This window comes from Pseudomonas sp. SWRI18 (genome assembly GCF_014268345.1).
GTDB lineage: Bacteria > Pseudomonadota > Gammaproteobacteria > Pseudomonadales > Pseudomonadaceae > Aquipseudomonas > Aquipseudomonas cedrina.
This window is the reverse complement of record NZ_JACCQQ010000015.1, coordinates 20080-39628: the sequence shown is the minus strand read 5'-3', so window position 1 is coordinate 39628 and position 19549 is coordinate 20080. Positions and strand designations below refer to the sequence as shown.

The window sequence follows — 19549 nt, the reverse complement described above, 5'->3', positions numbered from 1 at the left end:
AATCTCCGAAAGAAAAAGTCAGAAAGTCGCCTGCACACTGAAGTGCAGTCGCGAGTCCTGTTTCTGGGTGTTCGGTCCATCGAGCAGCGGCAAGCCCCAATCCAGGCTGCCGGACAACCATTTGCTCAAACTGGCGCGGGTGCCCAGGCCGACACTGGCCAGGCTGTATTCGTCTTCTTGCTCGGGCAGTGGGTCGTGCAGGCGCATGCGCGCGCCTTCGGCGAACGCATAGAAGCGCCACTCCTGCACATAACTGCCGAGAAACTTGACCAGGGACGGCGTGCGCAACTCCTGGGAGAGCAAGTAGCCCTCATCCCCGGTGCGCTCCGCCGCCAGGTAACCGCGCACCGAGGTGGCGCCGCCGGCGGAGTACTGCTCGTTGGACACCAGCGGTCCGGAGGCGAGCTGGAAGCCGCCTTTGGTGGCCGACTGCCAATCGTTGGCGAAGGTGTAGGTGTAATTCAGGTCGCCCTTGAGCACGGCGAAACTGGCGCTGGCCTTGTAGCGCTTGTAGTCGAATTCCTCGGCGTCGCTGCCATAACCGAAGAATGCGCGGGTGCCGACCACCAGGTTCAAGCCGAGGCCCAACTGGGATTGCTCGGTGTAGCGATAACCGTTGTAGCCCAAGGTGAATGGGGCGTACTTGAGCGGCACCTGATCGCTGCTGGCGCCGAACTTCATTTCTTCGTCGAAGTCCTTGAAGTCGACGCCGAACGAGAACGAGTTGGCCCAGTTACCGGCCGCCGGCAGGTTGTAGATCGCCGACACGCCGTAGGAATGCCCCTTGCCCAATACGTTGCTGCCGCCGATGGTGGCGATGTTGCTGTCGGACTGGTAACCGGAGAACTGCAAGGTCCAGCGCTCGTTCAATGGGGCGCTGTAGGAGCCCGACCAGACCTTGGCATTCTCGGTATCCTGGGGCGCGGTGAAGTAGGTCAGGGAAATGCTGTGCCCCAGTTGCCACAGGTTGTCGTAGCCCAGGGTTGCCACCGAGCGCAGCTTTTCGGTGTCGGCGCTGTAGTCGTTGTTCAGGCCGATGCTGGCGTGCCAGGGGTTCTGGTCTTCCACTTGCAAATCCACATCCATGGTGCCGGGGCGCTGGCCTTCGCGTACCAGTGGCGTGACCTGGCGACCAGCACTGCGGTTGAGACCGGCCAACTGGGTTTGCACAGTGGCAAAGTCCGGCACCGCGCCCTCTTCCAAGGCTGGCACCTGCTCGCGGATTTCCACTGGCGAGTAGTGTTTGGCGCCGACCACACGCACACGGCCCACCTTGGTTTCGCTGACTTGCAGGTAGACGATCCCATCGTCGACCTTCTGCTCGGGCAGCTCGACAAACACCGACTGGTAGCCGCGCGACTGGTAGATCTTCTGCAACGCATCGCGGGCGCCTTCGATATCGCCCAAGGTCTTCTGCGGGCCGAGGAACGGGTACACCGCCTCCTCGATGGTCGCCGCGTCCAGCACCGTGTTGCCGCGCACGAAGTACTCGTTGACGTCGACCTTGCGCGCCGCCGCTTCTTCCTCGGCCAGCGCTATTTGCGTCACGCTCCCCAGCGTCACGCAACACAGCGCCAGCGTTAATTTGAACAGATGCTCCACACCGCCCCCTGACTTTCTGTTGTTGTGTGCCATCGCCGATTGCCCGGCGTGCGGCCTGCTCAATTGCTGGTGATCGAGGTATTGCCGTGCCGGGCCAGCCAGGTGTGCAGCAAGGCGAAGTTCAACGAGAACTCCGGCATGTGCAGCAAGGCGCCACAAAACACGTCACCGATGATTTTCTGGATGAGTTGCACCGCCTGTGGGTGGTTCAGCAGCGTGGCGATGTCGCGGGTCAGTGCATGAATGCTCCAGACCTTCTGGTTCAGGTCCAGGCCGACGAACCAGCGGAACAGCAGGTTGTAGTTCAGCTGTTCGTGCAGCTGCTGCTCGCTGGGCACCGAATACAGCAGTTGCAGCAACAGAATTTGCAACACGGTGTGCGGGGCGATCGACATCGGGGCGTCAGCCACCAGCCAGTCACGGTGCTGGTCCAGCACCTCATCGATCCGGGGGCGCAGCAGCACCAGCGAATGCCCCGCCGGGATGTAGCTGGACACTTCCTTCAGCGCGCCCTGCCAGTCGTCCTGCGAGACGATCCACACCCACGGCGCGCCGTAGCGATACACCGAAACCGGCTTCTTGCGCGCCGCTTCGACGATCTTCGACAAGCGCTGATCGAGCTCCTGCATGCCTACTTTCGAGTAACGTTCCATAGTTCCCACGTGCCCCACTCCTGGCGTCTTGCTGACGGCTGGGGAGGCCACGTGTGGCGGCCTCCAGCGCGTTACATAGGAGAGACGGGCGTGGGTGGGAGCTACCGAACTTTTGTCATGAAAGCTTCATTTGATCGTTCCCGCAGACAAAAAAACGGGGCGATCACTGATCGCCCCAAACGGTCCATCGAGAGGTCCTTTCAAGGTTTTACAAACTGATCTGCTTGCGCTCCTCATCCGTCAACCGCGCCCGCGCCTGTTCGCTCAACGGCCCTGCGCCCAGCACCTGCACCGGGCTGTCGGGGTTGTAGCTGGAGTTTTTTTGCTGCGGTTGCGGCTCACGGGGCAACGGTTCGCTGCCCAGGCTCAATACTTCCACGGTCATGATCGACGGCCGGCCCTGCTTGGCCGCGGCCTGCTGGCTGCGCGCCGCGTCTTCCGCCGCCTGGGACGCCGCCGCCCCCGCCGCGCTGGCCGAACTCATGGCCCCGGTGTTGACGGCGGCCGACACCGGCACCCCGGACGATTTGCCCTGGGTCTGGATGTTCGTCGCATTCACCACGCGCAAGGCGGCGATGTTGACGTTGCCGGACACCCGAATCCCCGCCTCGCCTGCATCGATGGTGCCCAACGGCGCGATCAGGTCGATGTCCCCCGCCGGCACTTCCGGGATCGGGTTGAGCGTGGCGATCCCCGCGCCCGTGCTCGGCACCGACGGCGACAGGCTCACGTTGCCCCAGTTGTCATAGACGCGCTTGGGCGGCGTGTACACCACGGTGGTCTTGGAACCACGCCCGGCGTTGATGTCGCCCTCGCTGGTCCAGCCCATGATCGAGCCGCCGAAGGTGGTCATGATGCGGCTCTGGCCAAGCAGGATGCTGCCCATGGAATACAGCTGGATATCACCGGAACCCTGGGTGATCACGCCCGCGGTGGACGGGGGGGCCGCGCCTTCGATGCCGAAGGTCTGACGGCCACCGGGGGTGAGCATCTGGATCGAGCCACCGAAGTTGGTGTGCACGCCCGCGCCGCCGAACATCGTGATGTCGCCCTTGTAGGTGATCGGGTTGCCGGCCACGTCCGTGCTCGGGAACAGCGCCGCAATCGCCTCACGGCCACGCAGGTAACTGCCCTCGCGCACGCTGCCAGCCTGGTTGTATTCGCGGCCGGCGGCCTTGAGTTCGGCGAAGTACACGTCACGGGCGAATACCCGTTGTTGCTCGACCGGCAGGGCCGTGTAGTAGGCGCGGGCCTGCTCGGTGTTGCCGACGAAACCGAAGCGCGTGGCAAGCCAGCCGACCAGTTCGTTTTCGTAGGTTTTGGCGACCTTGTCGCCCTGGATCGACTCACCCGGTTGCGCCAGGTTGACGGGGTTCAGGTAGGCCTCGACGAAACGCAGGTAATCCGGGCCGTTGGGGCCTACGCCGGCTTGCATGACGATGCTCGCGCCGGGGCGGTTGTCGCCTGGGGCCACGGCGCCGAGGCTGGTAATGCCGACCTTGTCATCCATCAGGATATTGCGGCCGGCGGTCACTTCGAGGTTGCCGGGGCCGGCGACGTTGAAGCTGCTGTAGAGGATGTCGCGGCCGGCGCTGGCGATGGAGATATCGGTGGGGTTGTTGTGGACGAACAGGTTGCCGGCAAAGGTGTATCGACCGGTTTTGTCTTCACCACCAGTGGCCCCACTCAGGCCGGTACCGCTGCTGACGATATCGCGCCCGGCCAGCATCCAGACCGGGCCTGCGCCTTCATAGTAGGTCTGGCCCAAACGCGGGTCGTCCATGCTGGTACTATTGGTGATGGTGATAGAGCGCCCACTGTTGACGCCCAGCAGATCTCCCGTCAGCGCGTAGAAGCGCGCGGGTTCCAACGCATTGCCCCATAGTGTGCTGGCGGTGTTGGGACCGAAGGCGAACAGCGGGGAAACTTCGAAGCTTGCAATGCTGCCATCGCTGGAGAGATTACCGCTGCCGTTTACCGGGGTGTGATTACCCAGGAAGCCGAGAAACGCCGGGCGCAAAATCGTCGCCCGGCTTTGCGGGGCTGCGCTGGAGCGGCTGATCGTCAGGTCGCCGCCGTAGATCGAGTCGCCTGCGAGCAGCTCCAGCTGGCCATTGGCCGAAGGCGCCAGCACCATTGCCCTGAGCGGTGGCAGAGTACTTGAGTCACTCCTTGATGCACGGCCGTAGTACAAACTGCCGCTGGCGGCGACGGCGCGCAAGGTAGCTGGATAGACCGCTGCCATATCGGTGTCCAGCGTCTCGGTCAGGGGGGTGAGGTTGCCCCCGGCGGAGAACAGGTCCACCGCCGTGCGGTCGGTCCACAGGCTGAACCAGCTATGTCCAATGCCGTTGACGCCACCGCTCGTGTATGCCAGCGCATTGACTTGCGGCGCGCGGCCCGGATCGGTAACGTCCTGCAGCACCAAGTCACCGCGGGTGGCCAGGTTGAAGGTGGCGTCACCCGGCAACAGGCTCAAGCCGCCGGCCGCCCTGGCCGACGTGGAGCGCAGCGGGTCGTAGGCGCGCACTTCGCTGGGGCTCTGGTCTGTGAACTGGCTGCCATAACGCAAGGTCAGGCTACCCAGGGCACCGCCGGTAAGTAGTACGTGACCCCGCGTATTCACCAGCGCGCCGTTGAGGTGGTCTCTGTTGACCTGACTGGCAGGGTTTAACGCTCCGCCGACCCGCAGGTTCAGATCACCGCCGCCCGTCAGTTGTACGCTGCCATCGGCCGCGACGCGCCCGGTGCTGCCTACCGCCAGTACCAGCCCCTGGCTGCGGGGGCTGACGTTCTGCGGCTCCGACGAGGCTTTGAGGATCCCCGCGTCGCCGCCCACATCAACGTTAAGGTTGCCTCCCCCCAGGGTGCCGAAGCCCGTGAACCCAGCCATCTGGTCCGCACTTGGGGAGGTCATGCCGGTCACGTAGGAACCAAAGTTGATCCACCACGCGGTGGCTTGCGCCTGGCTGCCACTCAGGCCGTTGCCCTGGCGCCACAACCAGTTGCCGACATTGGCTGAATCCTGTCCCAGCTCGGTAGGTACCGGACGACCAACGCCATTATTCGCCGCACTGGTGATGTTACCCGTCAAGTTGCCACCCACCTTCAGCAGCAGATTGCCGCCAGTGTCCGGGTACCAGGCGCGATAAAGGCTGCCTGTATCACCATTGACCAGCTTTTCGTTCCCACCTGCGTCAGTCAGCACTTTATTATTGCTGCCCAAGGCACGCTTGAGGTTATACGGATCGTTAGCCGAAGTACCAGTTGACGAGCTGCCGGCGGTGTAGACACCGAACAGCGACTCCATGCTCAGGTTGCCGGCAGCCAGCAGGTCAAGGTCTGCCGCACCAGTGCGGATTACGCTGAAGCGCGTGCTGCCGCCCGCCAGCAAGGTGTAAACAGTGTCATCGGTTTCACAGTATGCAGGTTCATCCTCACACACGCCTTCATAAGCAATACCGTCAGAGGGGTCGACCGGCTTGCCCACCATCCTATCGTCCCCATAAAAGTCCTGAGAGCCTAGCTCGGTCCATACCTGGGCACCTTTACCGAACATCCCATAATGACTGTCCGCCAAACGCAAATTGCCGGTGACCGGATGCGGCTGCAGCAGACGACTATCAGCCGCCTCTGTATCAGCCCCCGCCACCAGGCGAATCGACCACGACTGCGAGCCCTCCGCCAGCATCGGCGCAATTGCCCAGTTCTTTCCCTGGTGACCGGCGTCGCGCAACGCGACCGACTCCACACCGCCCGGCAACTTGACGTCCGTACCCGACGGCAACAGAGCGCCACGGGGCAGCACCTTGCTGGCGGCCAGTGTCAAGGTCGCTGCCAATGGTACACCCTTGGGCCATGTCAGCCCATTGAAGTTGGCCGAACTGTTCAGCAGGCTACCGGCATCCAGGATGCTGCCGGCGGCGAGGGTCTGGGGCTGACTCAGCAGTGTGCCTGCCGCTAACAGCACATTACCCGATCCATCCCGAACCGCGGCCGCCAACACCGTCCCGGCCGGCAGTAGCAGGGGTTGGAGCAGCGTTGCCGCGACGGGCAACCGAGTGCCCGCACCCAGAAAAAACGGCTGGGTCGGTACATCGAAGTTCAGCGTCGCTCCGCCAGGGAACACAGTGCCGGCCTCCAGCGTGACGCCACTGCCAGGCACCACCACCGTGCCGCCGGTGTAGTCGATACCGGCGCGCAGCACCCAGCCATTGTCATCGTCGGTGGGCGGTGGCGCGGCAAAGCCATCGTTGATGCTGCCGTAGATATTCAGGTCGCCGCCGGCGCGCAGGGTCAGGCTACCGGCCTCGGTCAAGGCCGTTGATTTGAGGCTGGCGTAGCGATAGCTGGACAAGTCCAGATCGCCCTGCACCACCAGGTCGCCGTCCGGGGTTTTGCTGATGATTTCTACGCCGGGGCGCAGGTGGAAAACATCGCCGTAGGTGGCGTTGTTCAAGCCGGCGAGCTTTTGCAGCAAGTTGTTATTAACGCGCGCTGCTTTGATGAATGTCGTATTCGCATCATCGACGCCCTTGAGGTAGTCCTGGTCAATCGCCTGGTACGGACGCCCATTGGGCGTTTCGTCGGTTTTGGTCGGGGCATCGTCGTAGGTTCTCATGCCATTGAGGGCGATCGAACGCGCGCCCTGGATAGTCAACTGCCCGCTGGCGTCGATGGCGATGTCATCGCCGCCTATTCGCGGCACGTTGAGTTCCAGCGTGCCCCGGCTGCGCCCGTCATTGCCGGTCGCGGCCTCGGTGCCATGGCGCAGGTCGATCCGCGCTCCATTGGCCAGGGTCAGTTGGCCCTGGCCTGAGGTGAGGACCACGATGGCACGGTTGGGCGAGTCGATGATCTTGCCGTAGCTGTCCACGCGTAATTGCGTGCCATGGGCGTCCAGCACGGCGCCGCCGTCGAGGGTCAGGCCATTTTTCGCGGCCAGGTTGATGCTGCCCACGCGCTCACCGCTGGCATCTACCAGGCCGGTCACGCGCAGGCTGCCGTTGTCGATCGAGACATTGACGCTGTTGGCCTTGACGTCATTGCCGATGGTCAAGTCGCCCTGCTTGAACTGAAAGCTGCGCGCGCCATAGACCTGGCCCTGGTTGAGGCGTTGGTTGAGTGCCGCGAACTGGTCACTCAGGGTGCCACTGGCAGCCAGGCGCTGGGCCTGGATTTCAACCGAACCGGCCAGGTACGGCACCAGCGTGCCGCCGGCGTCGTAGTAACCGCTGCTGCCGGCGACGATTTTGCCCGACAGGTCGACGATGCCCGCCGCGCCGTCCACGGCCACTGCGCGCAACCGGCCCGCCTGGTTGTGCTGCGCCGACAGGTCGATGGTCGAACCGGCCGCCTGCAGCACATTACCTGCGCGGCTTTCCAGCAGCACCTCACCTCCCGCGCTGTACTTGGTCAGGTCGTTGAAGGGGATGGCACGCCCCCCCACATCAATCGAGGCGACATCGGTCAACACCACATCGCCACGCGCACCCAGGGTGACTTTGCCACTGGGCAACACCACCGCGCTGGCCAGGCGAATGCTATCGCCCTGCAACGACAACTCAGCGCCGATACCTTCCACCTTGCCCACCGGGCCTGCCGAAGCGCTCACATCAATCGCGCCACCGGCGGTAATACGGTTGACCGAACCGGCTTCACCGGTCATCAGCGGCGTGAGGATATTCAGGTTGCCACCGCTGTAGGCAAAACCCTTGAGCGCGTCAAAAGCACCCTGGCGCTGGTACACCGACAGGCTGCCTTTGTGGTTGGCGGTGATGCGTTGGCTGGCGTTCAGATTGACATTGGCAAAGCCCAGGGCCAGGCGGTCGAAGGACTTGGTGGTGCTCGGCTGGGCAAAATCCCCATAGCCAAACTCGATGCGTTCGGCATTGATATCCAGGCGTCCGCTGCCGCTGCCGGCACCGCCGGTCACTGCCCCCACAGGCGGTGCCTCGGCCCCCTGCCAAATCAGGTTGGCCGTGTGAATGGTGGCCACGTCGTTAGCGCCACCTGAACCATAAATGGCCGGCGTGGAGAGCATCAGGTTGCTCAGCAGCGACTTGCCGCTCACCGCGTCATAGGTGTTCAGGGTGGTGGTGCCGTAGAAGTTGAAGCTGTCGCGCGCTGACAGTTGCAGGGTTTCCAGGGCCGGGGCGCCGAATTGCGTATCGCCGCGCAGCAGGCGTTCCAACACTTGCTGGTTGAGGGTCAAGCCTACCGGCAGGCGATTGCCGGCCGCCGCCGCGGCCAGGGCTTCGGGGCTGCCCACGTTGATGCTCGACACGCCGAGGTTGAGGTGGCGGGTGCCATAGCGCACCTCTTCGCCCATCTGCAAGGTATTGTCGGTCAGCGCGACAATAGTGCCTTCGGAGTACAAGGCGGTTTGTCCACTGCACGCGCCGCTGCTGCATGCGCCCAATTGGATCCCCTGACTGGATTCCACTAGCCGCGCACCTACCACGTTGAGCAAACCGTTGGACACCGCCAACATGTTCGTCACGTTGTAGACAAAACCGTCACGGGCATCATAACTGGCCTTGCCGCGGCCGATAGTGTTGATCGATGCACCCTGCTCGACGACGATGCGTCCTGTGCCGGTCAGTAACAGCACTTCCGGCGCAGCCAGATTGGCACCGTCGCGTAGAATAATGGAGCTGGTAGTGCCGCTGGCGACGTTAATATAGTTGCCGGCCTGGCCGTAATTAACCACCGTCATCCCGCCGATCACCAGACGTGAAGCGCCCAGGGCATTCAAGCTTTGCGCGTGCACGCTGATACCGTCGAAACCACTGCTGGCGCCCTTGCCCGCCGCCACGATTTCGATGTCCGCTCCAATCCCCCCGCCCGTGTTGATCAGCGCCACTGTACCGCCGTAACCGCCGTCAGCGGCCTCGAAGCGACCGGTGCCCTGGAACGAAAAGGCCTGTGCACCTGCTCCCGGACGCAAAGCCAGTTTCAAGGTCTTGGCATCCACCGGCAGCAGGGCACGGGGCACGCCAAGCCTGGCCGCATCGGCCACGGCGAATTGGCCGTAACCGGTTTCGTTGTACTGAGAGTAACGGCGCAAGGTATCGGCGGAAGTCAGGATCACTTGGCTCGACAGGCTGTTGCCGATGCCGGTATTGGCGATGGACAGGCGCCCCGCCGTCGACCATGAGCCATTGCGCATCTGCTGCGTTGCGCCTTCCCCACCGGACCCGGCCAGACCATTAATTTCCACCCGGAATGCACCGGGCATCAGCGCATAGGTGGACGGCATCAGCGTATAGGTGCCCGCCGCCAGCCCCGGCACGCCGGCGCCGATCGTGATTTGCTGGCCAATCAGCGGGTCGACCGCGCCGCCTTCCGGCGCCACGGGCGCATAGCCCGGTTGCACACCCAGCACAATCGCATAGATAGGGTTGGAGGCCAGCCCCGGCAGTACAAACCCGCCATTGGCGCCGAACTGCACCAAGGGGTTGTAGCGCGCATCGGTGGAACCGCCACGTCCGGAAATGAACCCGGCCCCGAGCAGTTCGCCACCGCCGGACAAATCCACCGTAGCGCCCGGCTGGACGGCCACCGACTGGCCACCCAGCACCATCCCGATATACAAGCCACCATTGTTATCCGTTGCGCCCTGACCAACGAATGTGACTTTCTTGCCGTTGTACATATAGGCCTGGCCATCCACCGTGCCGCCGTAAGGCAGCACCAGGCCCTTGCCACTCACGGAGGTCAGGCTACCCGGCAGCAGCTCAACCTTGCCCGAGTTCAAGACCCCGACTTCGATCAGCCCCAGTGGCGCACGCACCACGCCGCCCTGGCGGATATTGGCACCGCCCAATTGCAGGCGGCCGAAGGCCGAGTACGGTAAGGCGGCCGGGGCGTCACCGATGCGTTCGATGCTCAATGTGCGCGTCGGGTCAAAAGCTGAGTTCCCGTCCAGATAACCCGCCAGTACCCGCGCCCCGACTTCGGTGGCGGGGTACAGCTGCGCGGCGCGCAGGGTCATGTCACCCTGGGTCGCCAATTGCGTGCTGATGCCCTGGGAGATCACGTTCGCATCGGCACCCGCCAGGAAGCGCAAGTCGCCTTGGCTGGTCAGTTGCACATTGTCGAACCCGCGACGCTCGACCGCGACCTGAGCGTTATTCGCCTGCGGCACGTTGCTCTTGTTGCCGAACAACACATTGCCGCGTACATCGATCAAGTTGGCACTGGCGCGCAACTGCGCCGCCGTTGCCAGCGGCGACGGATTGGGCAGCAGCGGCACCGCACGCACGTAGGCTTCCTTACCGCTTTGCGCCGGCGCAAGGATGCCGGCCAACAGCAAGTAAGGCGCCGACAGGTTGACCCGCGAACTGGCCGCCGCCCCCTCACTGAGGTTGTAACTGGCGCTGTACAACCGCAGGCTCTGGCCCATGTTCAACGACACATCGCCGTCGAAACTGAGCAAACCGTTGCTGAGCAGGGCCAGGTTGTCGAAACCGCCAGCGGTGATCTGGTCGACACCGAGACGGCCATGACCGTACTCCAGGCTGGCGGCGCTCGGTAAGACGCTGGCTTGATGGGTCTGGCTGAGTACCAGCTCACGCACCTTGAGCACTCGGTCGTTCACAACGTTTTTCGCGTAATAGGGGCTTTCCAGCGCGAGCGACAAGCTGCCGCCCGCCGCGCCGGCACCACCGGCACGCGCGACAAAGCTGCCGTCCAGGTACAGACCATTGTTGGACGCAAAACTGATGCTGCCGCCATTGCTGGCGACCGGCATACGGCCCTGGCCGGGAACATCCAGCACCGCCTGGGCACCGGACGCCTCCAGGCGCGCGCCTTCGCGCACCACCACAAACACATCGCCGGCGCTGGCAATGCCGGTGGCCAGGTTGATATCGCCGCCGATGCTGATCTTGCCGCCATTGAGTACCTGGCCATACACGCTGCCTCGGTTGCTCACCGCCGTGACCGCGCGCGCGGCAACGTCGATCAGCGCGTTCTCGCCCACCCAGATCGAGCGGTCATGACCGGCGGCAATCGGTTGTTCCCAGGCCTGCGGCGATACACTCAGGCCGCCCAGGCTGACACTGCCACCCCAGGCATTCAGGCTGCCGCTGAGGGTCAATTGGCCGACGCTGCGCAAGTTGATGCCCTGGCCGGGGTCGACATTGATCACCGCGCCCTGGCCCACGGTCAGGGCGGTGGTCGCCAGTTGTGCGGCGGTGGAGTCCTTGGAGCCGGCCGTCAGCGTCAGGCTGGCGCCGCGACGCTGGGTCAGCACGCCTTGGGTCGGGTTTTCCTGGTACAACGTCGGCGTCCAACGTTCCAGGGCGGTCGCAGGATCACTGCCACTCGGCGTGGTCGATGTTTGCTGGCCCAGGCGGTAGACCGGGGTAATGACGTCCACCTGGGTGCCGTCGGTGACGAGCAGCCCTTCGTTGCCGGTGATGTCGTAGGCCGAAAAGCCTTTATTGAAAAAATCCCCGGCCAGTTTCAGCGTATCGGCGGCGGGCGCCGTCGCGCCGTCTCCGATCTGCACCTTGCGCGCCTGCAACGCCAGGGTACCGCCGCCGTTGACGCCATAACCGCGAATCTCGCCGTCCAGCGCCAAGGTGCCGAGCGCCCCCAGGGTCACGTCGCCGCCTTTGCCGCCGCTGAGCTTGCCATCCACGCCGAGGGTGGCACCGGAGGACGCATCCACCACACTGCCGGTTGCCAGGTTAACGTTGCCGGTGCTGCGCAGCGACACCTTGCCACCGTTCACATACGCCACGCCTTCGCGGTTGTTCGGGTCCAGCATCAGGTTGTTCCAACGCCCGCCGGCATCCAGCTTGACGCCGGCCGCCACATCGACCCGCCCGCCACCCGCCAGGATCACATCCCCGACGGTATTGCCCGAATTGAGATTGACCTGATTGAGGATGTTGCCCGCATTGATACTGCCACCATGGGCCGTGAGGTTGGCGTCGATATCGACCCCAGGCCCGAGCAGGGTAATGTCGCCGCCATCCGCCACCTTGAGCGCGCCGTTGACGGTAATTTGCTGTTTGGCGCCGACCTTGATCGCACCCAGTTGATAGCCATTGAGCTGATCACTGTCGAGCACCATCTTGCCCTGGCGATCCGCCGGCAAGGCGGCGGTGAGGTCCAGGCCATCGGCGATTTTCTGCGTGTTGCTGTCGATCAGCACCTCGTTGGCAGTGCCGGTCAGGGCATAGCGCAGGGTGCCGGTGGCTTTGTTGTAGACCGGCGTGTACCCGCCAATGATCAACTGCGCGCGCTGGGCCATGGCCTTCTGCGATTGCTGGTAACCGTCGAGGTTGATGTTCGGCGCCTGGGTCTGGCGATCGCCCTGGAATACGTCGCTGATCACCTGGCCTTCGAGCACCGCGCTGGTGGTGCCGATCACCAGCTTGCCGGCATCGCGGCCCACGGTGTAGCCGCTCTCGTATCGGCGCTGCTTGGCGATCATCGGGTTGTAGTAATAATCGGTCTGGCCCCAGCGTTTGCTGGTGTCTTCATAGCCTTTGTAGAACCCGGAATAGAGAATATCGCCCGGTGCGTTGGACACCTCGTACAAGCGCCCATCCGGGCCCTTGAGCCAAGTCTGCTGGATATACCCGGCCTGCACGTCCACGGTGCCGCCCGACAAGTTGATCTGCGCGCCCTTTTGGGTCACCACATCCTTGCCGGTAAAGGTCACGGTGCCGCCCTGGGCCATCCACTCGCCCACCGAATGGCCCTGGGTGCCGAGGTAACCGCCCACCTCCAGCAAGCCGCCGGCGGTGTACCAGCGATCCGTCGCATAGCCATTGGTACCGGCCGGCACAAACACCAGCTCGCGCAGGTCGACCCACACGTCGTTGTTGATCAGTTGCCCGTCGTCACGGTTGACCGGCGCATCACGCTGCTCGTTGCCCTGCACGTTGATCTTGATGTTGTTGGATTCCATCGACACCTTGACGCCGACCGCGCCCGACACGTCGATCATCGCGCCATCGCGCACCAGGCTGCGCCCGGCGGCGCTGACCGCCACCTGGCCGCCGGTGGCCAGGGTGACCGAGCCTTTCTGGAAGTCCACGGTGCCGCCGCTGACGATCTCGATACGCGACTGGTCGGTACGGTCGGCCACGGCGCTGAGGTTGTTGAACTGGCCGGTGATCAGGTTGGCAGGGGTGCCATCGAGATTGACCAAGCCGTTGCCTTTCTGACTGTTCAACGCAGTGCTGCCGCTGCTGTCCAGCAGGATCGCAGTGGTGCTGCCCTCGCCCAGGGTCACGCTGCCGGTGGTGTCGGTGGCGGAGTTGAGCAAGTGAATGGTGCCGCGGGTGTCCACTGAGGTGCTGGCCAGGGCCACGCCATTTTGCTGCACCTGATGTCCGGTCAGGGTGATGTCACCGGTGGAGGCCATGATCAGCCCGTTATTGCTGACCTTGCCGGCGCTGCTGCCGGCGTTGAGGCTGGTGGCGACTTCATTGCCACGGGTAGTGGAACGGTCGTTGCCGGTGGTGCCGACGCCCTTGCGGATGTAGAAGCTGTCGCCGGCCGCGAGGGTGGTCTGGCCCTTGGCGGTGTTGATCGTGCCGGCGTTCTCGACTTCGGAGCCGAGCAGCAAGGCATAGCCGCCGGCGTCGGTGGAGGTGGCGGGGCTGTGGGTCTGGATCAATGCACCACGCTGCACCACGACCTTGCCCGCAGCGTCAGTGAAGGTCGGTTGAGAGCCGGTGGAGTCGACATAAATACCGCGTTGCGTGAACTGCTCGTCGGTGATGTTCGCCGCAGCTGCGACCAGGTTACGCACGTTGACCTGGCTGGTGCCGCTGAAGACCACACCGTTACGGTTGACGATCATCACCGTGCCGGCGCCGTTGATCTGGCCCTGGATCTCGCTGGGCCGCGCATTCGGGTCGTTGACGCGGTTGAGCACCGCCCAGCTGGATTGCTGCTGGAAATCCACCGTGGTGTTGCGCCCGACGTTAAACGTCTCCCAGTTGAGGATCGCCTTATCGGCGGTCTGTTCGATGGTCACTGTGGTCTTGCCGCCGGACTGGTTTTGCTTCGGCCCGTTGGCATTGAGCCAACCCTGGGTGAGGCTGTTATCCACCTGCAGGCCGCCCTTGCCCAGGCCGTCGGGAATGTTCGAAACCTGACCAAACGCCGCTTGCCGCCCCGCCGCCTGCGCCGCCTGTTGCGCCGCAATCGCCGCGACACTGGTGTTGAGCGTGCTGATGGACCGCGCCAACTGCTGGTTGACCCGCGCCTGCTGGTTCAGCGTCGGAATCCCCGGCACCTGCCCGGCACTGAGCCGTGCAGCCGTCGCCGCCTGAGTCGCGCCCTTGTCGGCAAACCAGCTGGCACTGAACGCCGTAGCCGCCTGCGCATTGCCTGCCACCATCAACAAGGCAATGGCATGGGCCAGGGGCTTGAGGCGCAGCACGGTATCTTGGGCTTTCAGGTTGACCGGAGATTTGCAGCGGACCATCGGAATCTTCCTTCTTTGTTATCCCGCAGGGAGCAACACAGGCTCACGTATGAGGGTTAGGCGGTTGGCGAGGGGCGGGACTGAACTTCTGTCATGGAAAGTTCACATGGGGCTGTTAGCTGTCGATAACTTCGTGGATGCCTGCAATCGAAAGTGGGAGCTGGCGGGTATACAACGCAAAAAATCAGCAACGGCACAGGCCGTTGCTGATCAGGTGTTGCAGGTCGGTGAAAGCTTGGGTTACAGCGGACGACCGACGCCGTTGCAAACGTTGGTGTTACCGATACTCAGGGCGTTGGTGGCGGTCAGGAAGCTGCCGCGAATGGCCAGTTTCCAGTTGGATGGCAGCGGTACGAACGCGTTGGCGGTGATGGCCGCGTCGTTGTTGGCAGAGGCGCCGAAGTGCTTGGTAAAGAAATCACGCACTTGGGTGGTCTGGGTAGCATCGGCGTAGCACTGGCTGAAGATCAGGTTGGTGAAGCCCAGGATCGGGTAACCCGAGGTGGGGTAAGGTTGCACACCGGCGGTGTTGTCCGGACCGAAGACCGGAACCCAGGCGTTCGGGTTGGAGCGATCAGCGGCAGCCGGTACTGGTACTGCGCCAATGGCGGCAGAAACGTTGGCGGCTGCAGGCGAGACGCCCAGGGTGTTGGTAGCGGTGTTTTTGCCTACGCGAGCGACTTTAGTCGCGTCGTCCAGACCTGCCAATGTTGGAGCAGCGAAGTCAGGGCTCATGTAGGTGATGCGGCCATCGCCGGCGGCCAGGGCAGTCATTACACCTTGGCTGCCAGTGGCGGCAACGGCGCCAGCGGGCAGGCCACCGGAGAAACTGCTGCCGAAGCTGGTCGTGACGGCGAAGCTACCTGTTTCTGCATTGCACTTGGCATTGAGGAAACGGGTGAACAGCTCCGTGGTGCCGCTGCTTTCGCTGCGATAGACAACAACGATCGGACCGGTACGGCCAGAACCGGAAATCCCTTCCCAGGTCTTGATACGGCCCGAGAACACGCCGCACAGTTCCTGAACGCTCAGGTCTACAGCGGCGGTACCGCTTTTGTTGAAAGGAATGGCAACCGAAGTACCCACCGATGGCACTTGGATCAGCTTGCCCCAGGTCGGTTGCTTGGTCGAAGCATAGGTCGACAGCTCAGTGGCGCTCAGCTTGGAGTCGCTACCTGCCCAGTGCACATTCTTGTTGGTAACGCCAGCCACGAACTTGGTGTAGTCGTTGTTCAGGAAGGCTGCTTTGCCATTGCCGCTGCCCACGCCGATGTACTGGGCGAAACCGGTAGTGAGTACGCCGGAAGTCTGATACAGCGCTTGTGGCAGGGTTGCGCCGCCGCCATTAATGTCAGCCATAGCAGCCTGTGCCGAGCACAGTGCAGCGAGGGTCATGGATACCGCGAGAACGTTGCGCTTAAACATGAAGAAGCTCCTTTCGTCGTGTTTGTACGTTTGGGGTAGATGGCTCTTGCATGACGCCATGGCTTCGGTCCCAAGCTTGAGCTACCTGGGGTAGCTGCGGGGGTGGCCGGGGGTGAAAACCATGGAGAGAAAGTCGCAGTTTCCGATGACGGTTATGGGAAAAAACCTCGGGAGGAACGCATTGATTTTTAAAAAGATTCTCGGGTGTTTCGGTCATGATTTCGAGCGGTTTGGTGATAGGTGACAGCGAGGTTTCAGTGAGCGTGGCGCAAGGCCGCAACGGGTGGCGGAATATGACGGAATGAGGAACCCGAGGTTGGCGGAACCAGCAGAATTCAGCTGAATAAACACAGTTCCAATGTGGGAGCGGGCTTGCTCGCGAATGCGGTGGGTCAGTCAATGAAGATGTATCTGACCCACCGCATTCGCGAGCAAGTCGAATCGTCGCACCGCCGCTCCCACATTTTTTGATCGCGTGTGTTCAGGTGACCAACTGGTTGATCTCGATGATCGGCAACAGCACCGCCATGACGATCACCAGCACCACCGCGCCCATCACCACGATCATCAGCGGTTCAAGCAACGCGGTCATGCCCATGGCGCGGCGTTCGATATCGCGCGACAAGGTTTGCGCCGCACGCTCCAGCATCGGCGGCAGCGAGCCGGTTTTCTCGCCGCTGGCGATCAGGTGGATCAGCACCGGCGGAAATACCTTTTCCACCGCCAGCGCCGGGGCCAGGTTGACGCCTTCGCGCACCTTGGCGGTGGCGTCGTTGACGCACTGGCTCAGGCGGTCATTGGACAGGGTCTGCCGCGCCGCTTCCAGGGCGCGCAACAAGGGCACGCCGGCACCGCCGAGAATCGCCAGGGTCGAGGCGAATCGGGCGGTGTTCAGGCCAAGTACGAAGCGTCCGATCAGCGGCAGGTTCAATACGCGGCTATGCCAATTGAGGCGTGCCACCGGGTTGCGCAAGTACAGGCGCCAACTCCAGAAACCGCCGACGATCCCGGCAAAACACAACCAGCCCCAGGCGCGGATAAAGTCGCTGGCGTTGAGCATCGCCAGGGTCAGCCCCGGCAGGTCCTGGCGCGCCTGGGAAAACGCGCTGACCACTTGGGGCACCACGTAGCTGAGCAGGAAAATCACAATGCCGATGGACACCAGCCCCACGACGCCGGGGTAGATAAACGCGGTGAGGATCTTGCCACGCAGGTTGTTGCGCTCCTCGATGTAGTCCGCCAGACGCTCCATCACCTGGGCCAGGTCGCCGGACTCCTCCCCCGCCGCGATCAACGCGCGGTAGATCGAGGGGAAATCCCGTGGCCGCGCCGCCAACGCATCCGCCAGGCGCATGCCGCCGCGCACATCGGCGCGCACGGCGGCGAGGGTCTGGGCGATGTGCTTTTTCTCGGCCTGTTCCACCGTGGCGCTCAGCGCTGCCTCCAGCGGCAAACTGGCACCGAGCAGGCTCGCCAGTTGCCGCGTGGCCCAGGCCAGGTCGTTGTCCGACAGCTTGGCGCTGAACAGGCTGCCGCCAGCCGTGGTTGGCCGCCCGCCTTCCACCTGTACCAGCAACGCGGTCAGGCCACGGCTGCGCAACACCGCAAACGCGCCGCTCTGGCTGTCCGCCTCCAGGTGCCCGGCCTCGATTTTGCCGCTGGCATCGGCGGCTTCATAGCGATAGCGATTCATCAGGCGTCCCGTGTCACGCGCAGGATTTCTTCGGGCGCCGTGGCGCCGCTGCGCACCCAGCGTTCGCCGTCTTCACGCATGCTCAGCATCCCGGCGCGGCGTGCGGCCAGGCGCAGGTCCTGCTCGGCGGCGCCCTGGTGGATCAGGCTGCGCACGTCGTCGTCGACGCAAAACAATTCATGGATGCCGGTACGGCCGCTGTAGCCGGTCTGGTTGCACTGCGCGCAGCCGACCGGGCGCCAGGTGCCGGGCGCGGCCGGGTCTTGCTGCTTGCAGTGCGGGCACAGCCGGCGCACCAGGCGCTGGGCCAACACGCCGAGCAATGAAGAGGCCAGCAGAAACGGCTCCACGCCCATGTCGATCAAGCGATTGACCGCCGACACCGCATCGTTGGTGTGCAAGGTGGCAAGCACCAGGTGCCCGGTAAGCGAGGCCTGCACGGCGATTTGCGCGGTTTCCAGGTCGCGGATTTCACCGATCATGATGATGTCCGGGTCCTGGCGCAGGATCGCGCGCAGGGCCAGGCCGAAGGTCATGTCGATCTTGGCGTTGACCTGGATCTGGCTGATGCCCGGCAAGTCGTATTCCACCGGGTCTTCCACGGTGAGGATATTGCTGGTGCTCGCATCCAGCCGCGCCAGGGCGGCGTAGAGGCTGGTGGTCTTGCCGCTGCCGGTGGGGCCGGTGACCAGCACGATGCCGTGGGGCTGGCGGATCAGCGTGTCCAGGCGCGCCAGCACCTGCGGCTCCATGCCCAGGGTTTCCAGTTGCAAGCGCCCGGCCTGCTTGTCCAACAGCCGCATCACCACCCGCTCGCCATGCCCGGTGGGCACCGTCGACACGCGGATATCAATCGGCCGCCCGGCCACCCGCAACGCGATACGGCCGTCCTGGGGCAAGCGTTTCTCGGCGATATCGAGCTGGGCCATGATCTTGATCCGCGACACCAGCGCACCGTGCAGCGCCTTGCGTGGCGAAACCACATCACGCAGGGTGCCGTCGACGCGATAGCGCACCACGGAATGGGTTTCATACGGCTCGATATGAATGTCACTGGCCTCATCGCGCGCGGCCTGGGTGAGCAAGGCGTTGATCATGCGAATCACCGGCGCGCCGTCCTGGGTGTCGAGCAGGTCGGTGATTTCGGGCATGTCCTGCATCAGGCGGTCAAGGTCCACCTCGTTTTCGGCGGCGCCCACCACTGCGGCGGCGCTGCCGGTGTCGGCGTAGGCACTGGCGAGCAGGCCGTCGAGTTCATCGTCGCGAACCTGTTCGAGGTGGGCCTGGCCGAACTGACGGTGGACTTCACTGATGGACCAGCCGGGGGTTGAGGGGCAAACGGTAAGCAGCATCCCGTCCTCGCCAGGGCGCAGGAGGATGCGCTGGGATTTGGCCCAGGCGTAGGGTAGAAGGCTCATGGGGTTGGCCTTTTTTGGAGGCGTACATATCCATTATTGGGGTAACGGCGGCTTATGGTTTCGCCCTTACGGCGAGTCACTTTGGAAAAGCCCCAAAGTAACCAAAGGGCTCTTGCCCCAACACTCGGCACCTCGCTCACGCTCGGTGTGCCCGTAATCCGACATGAATTTGGGGGGCCGCCGCCACGCGCCATCCATGGCGCGGGGCGGCTAAACCGGCATCCCTGCCGGTTTACCCCCCAAACCCATGTCGAATTCCGGCCAGCGTGTTTGACGGGGCGCCTAAGATCAAAATCAA

At 63.5% G+C, this 19549-nt stretch carries 5 protein-coding genes and 1 pseudogene; all 6 read right to left on the bottom strand.

Features of this window, described 5'->3' with window-relative positions; all coding sequences use genetic code 11:
• Positions 1 to 18 precede the first annotated feature (18 nt).
• A complete protein-coding gene (locus H0Z09_RS17180) occupies positions 19 to 1602 on the bottom strand; it encodes a ShlB/FhaC/HecB family hemolysin secretion/activation protein (RefSeq protein ID WP_186691681.1) in 1584 nt (527 codons plus the stop codon).
• A 59-nt stretch (positions 1603 to 1661) separates the two neighbouring features.
• Positions 1662 to 1994, bottom strand: a pseudogene (locus H0Z09_RS27500) (transposase); the annotation flags it as partial.
• A gap of 469 nt (positions 1995 to 2463) precedes the next feature.
• Positions 2464 to 14715, bottom strand: coding sequence for a filamentous haemagglutinin family protein (locus tag H0Z09_RS17170; RefSeq protein ID WP_186691677.1), 12252 nt, complete (start codon positions 14713 to 14715; stop codon positions 2464 to 2466).
• A gap of 240 nt (positions 14716 to 14955) precedes the next feature.
• Positions 14956 to 16140, bottom strand: a complete 1185-nt coding sequence (locus H0Z09_RS17165; RefSeq protein ID WP_186691675.1) for a substrate-binding domain-containing protein — start codon at positions 16138 to 16140, stop codon at positions 14956 to 14958.
• A 481-nt stretch (positions 16141 to 16621) separates the two neighbouring features.
• Positions 16622 to 17833, bottom strand: coding sequence for a type II secretion system inner membrane protein GspF (gene gspF / locus H0Z09_RS17160; protein ID WP_186691673.1), 1212 nt, complete (start codon positions 17831 to 17833; stop codon positions 16622 to 16624).
• On the bottom strand, positions 17833 to 19251 hold the full coding sequence (gene gspE / locus H0Z09_RS17155; protein WP_186691671.1) for a type II secretion system ATPase GspE: 1419 nt from the start codon (positions 19249 to 19251) through the stop codon (positions 17833 to 17835). The genes gspF and gspE overlap by 1 nt, the downstream gene beginning before the upstream one ends.
• Positions 19252 to 19549 lie beyond the last annotated feature (298 nt).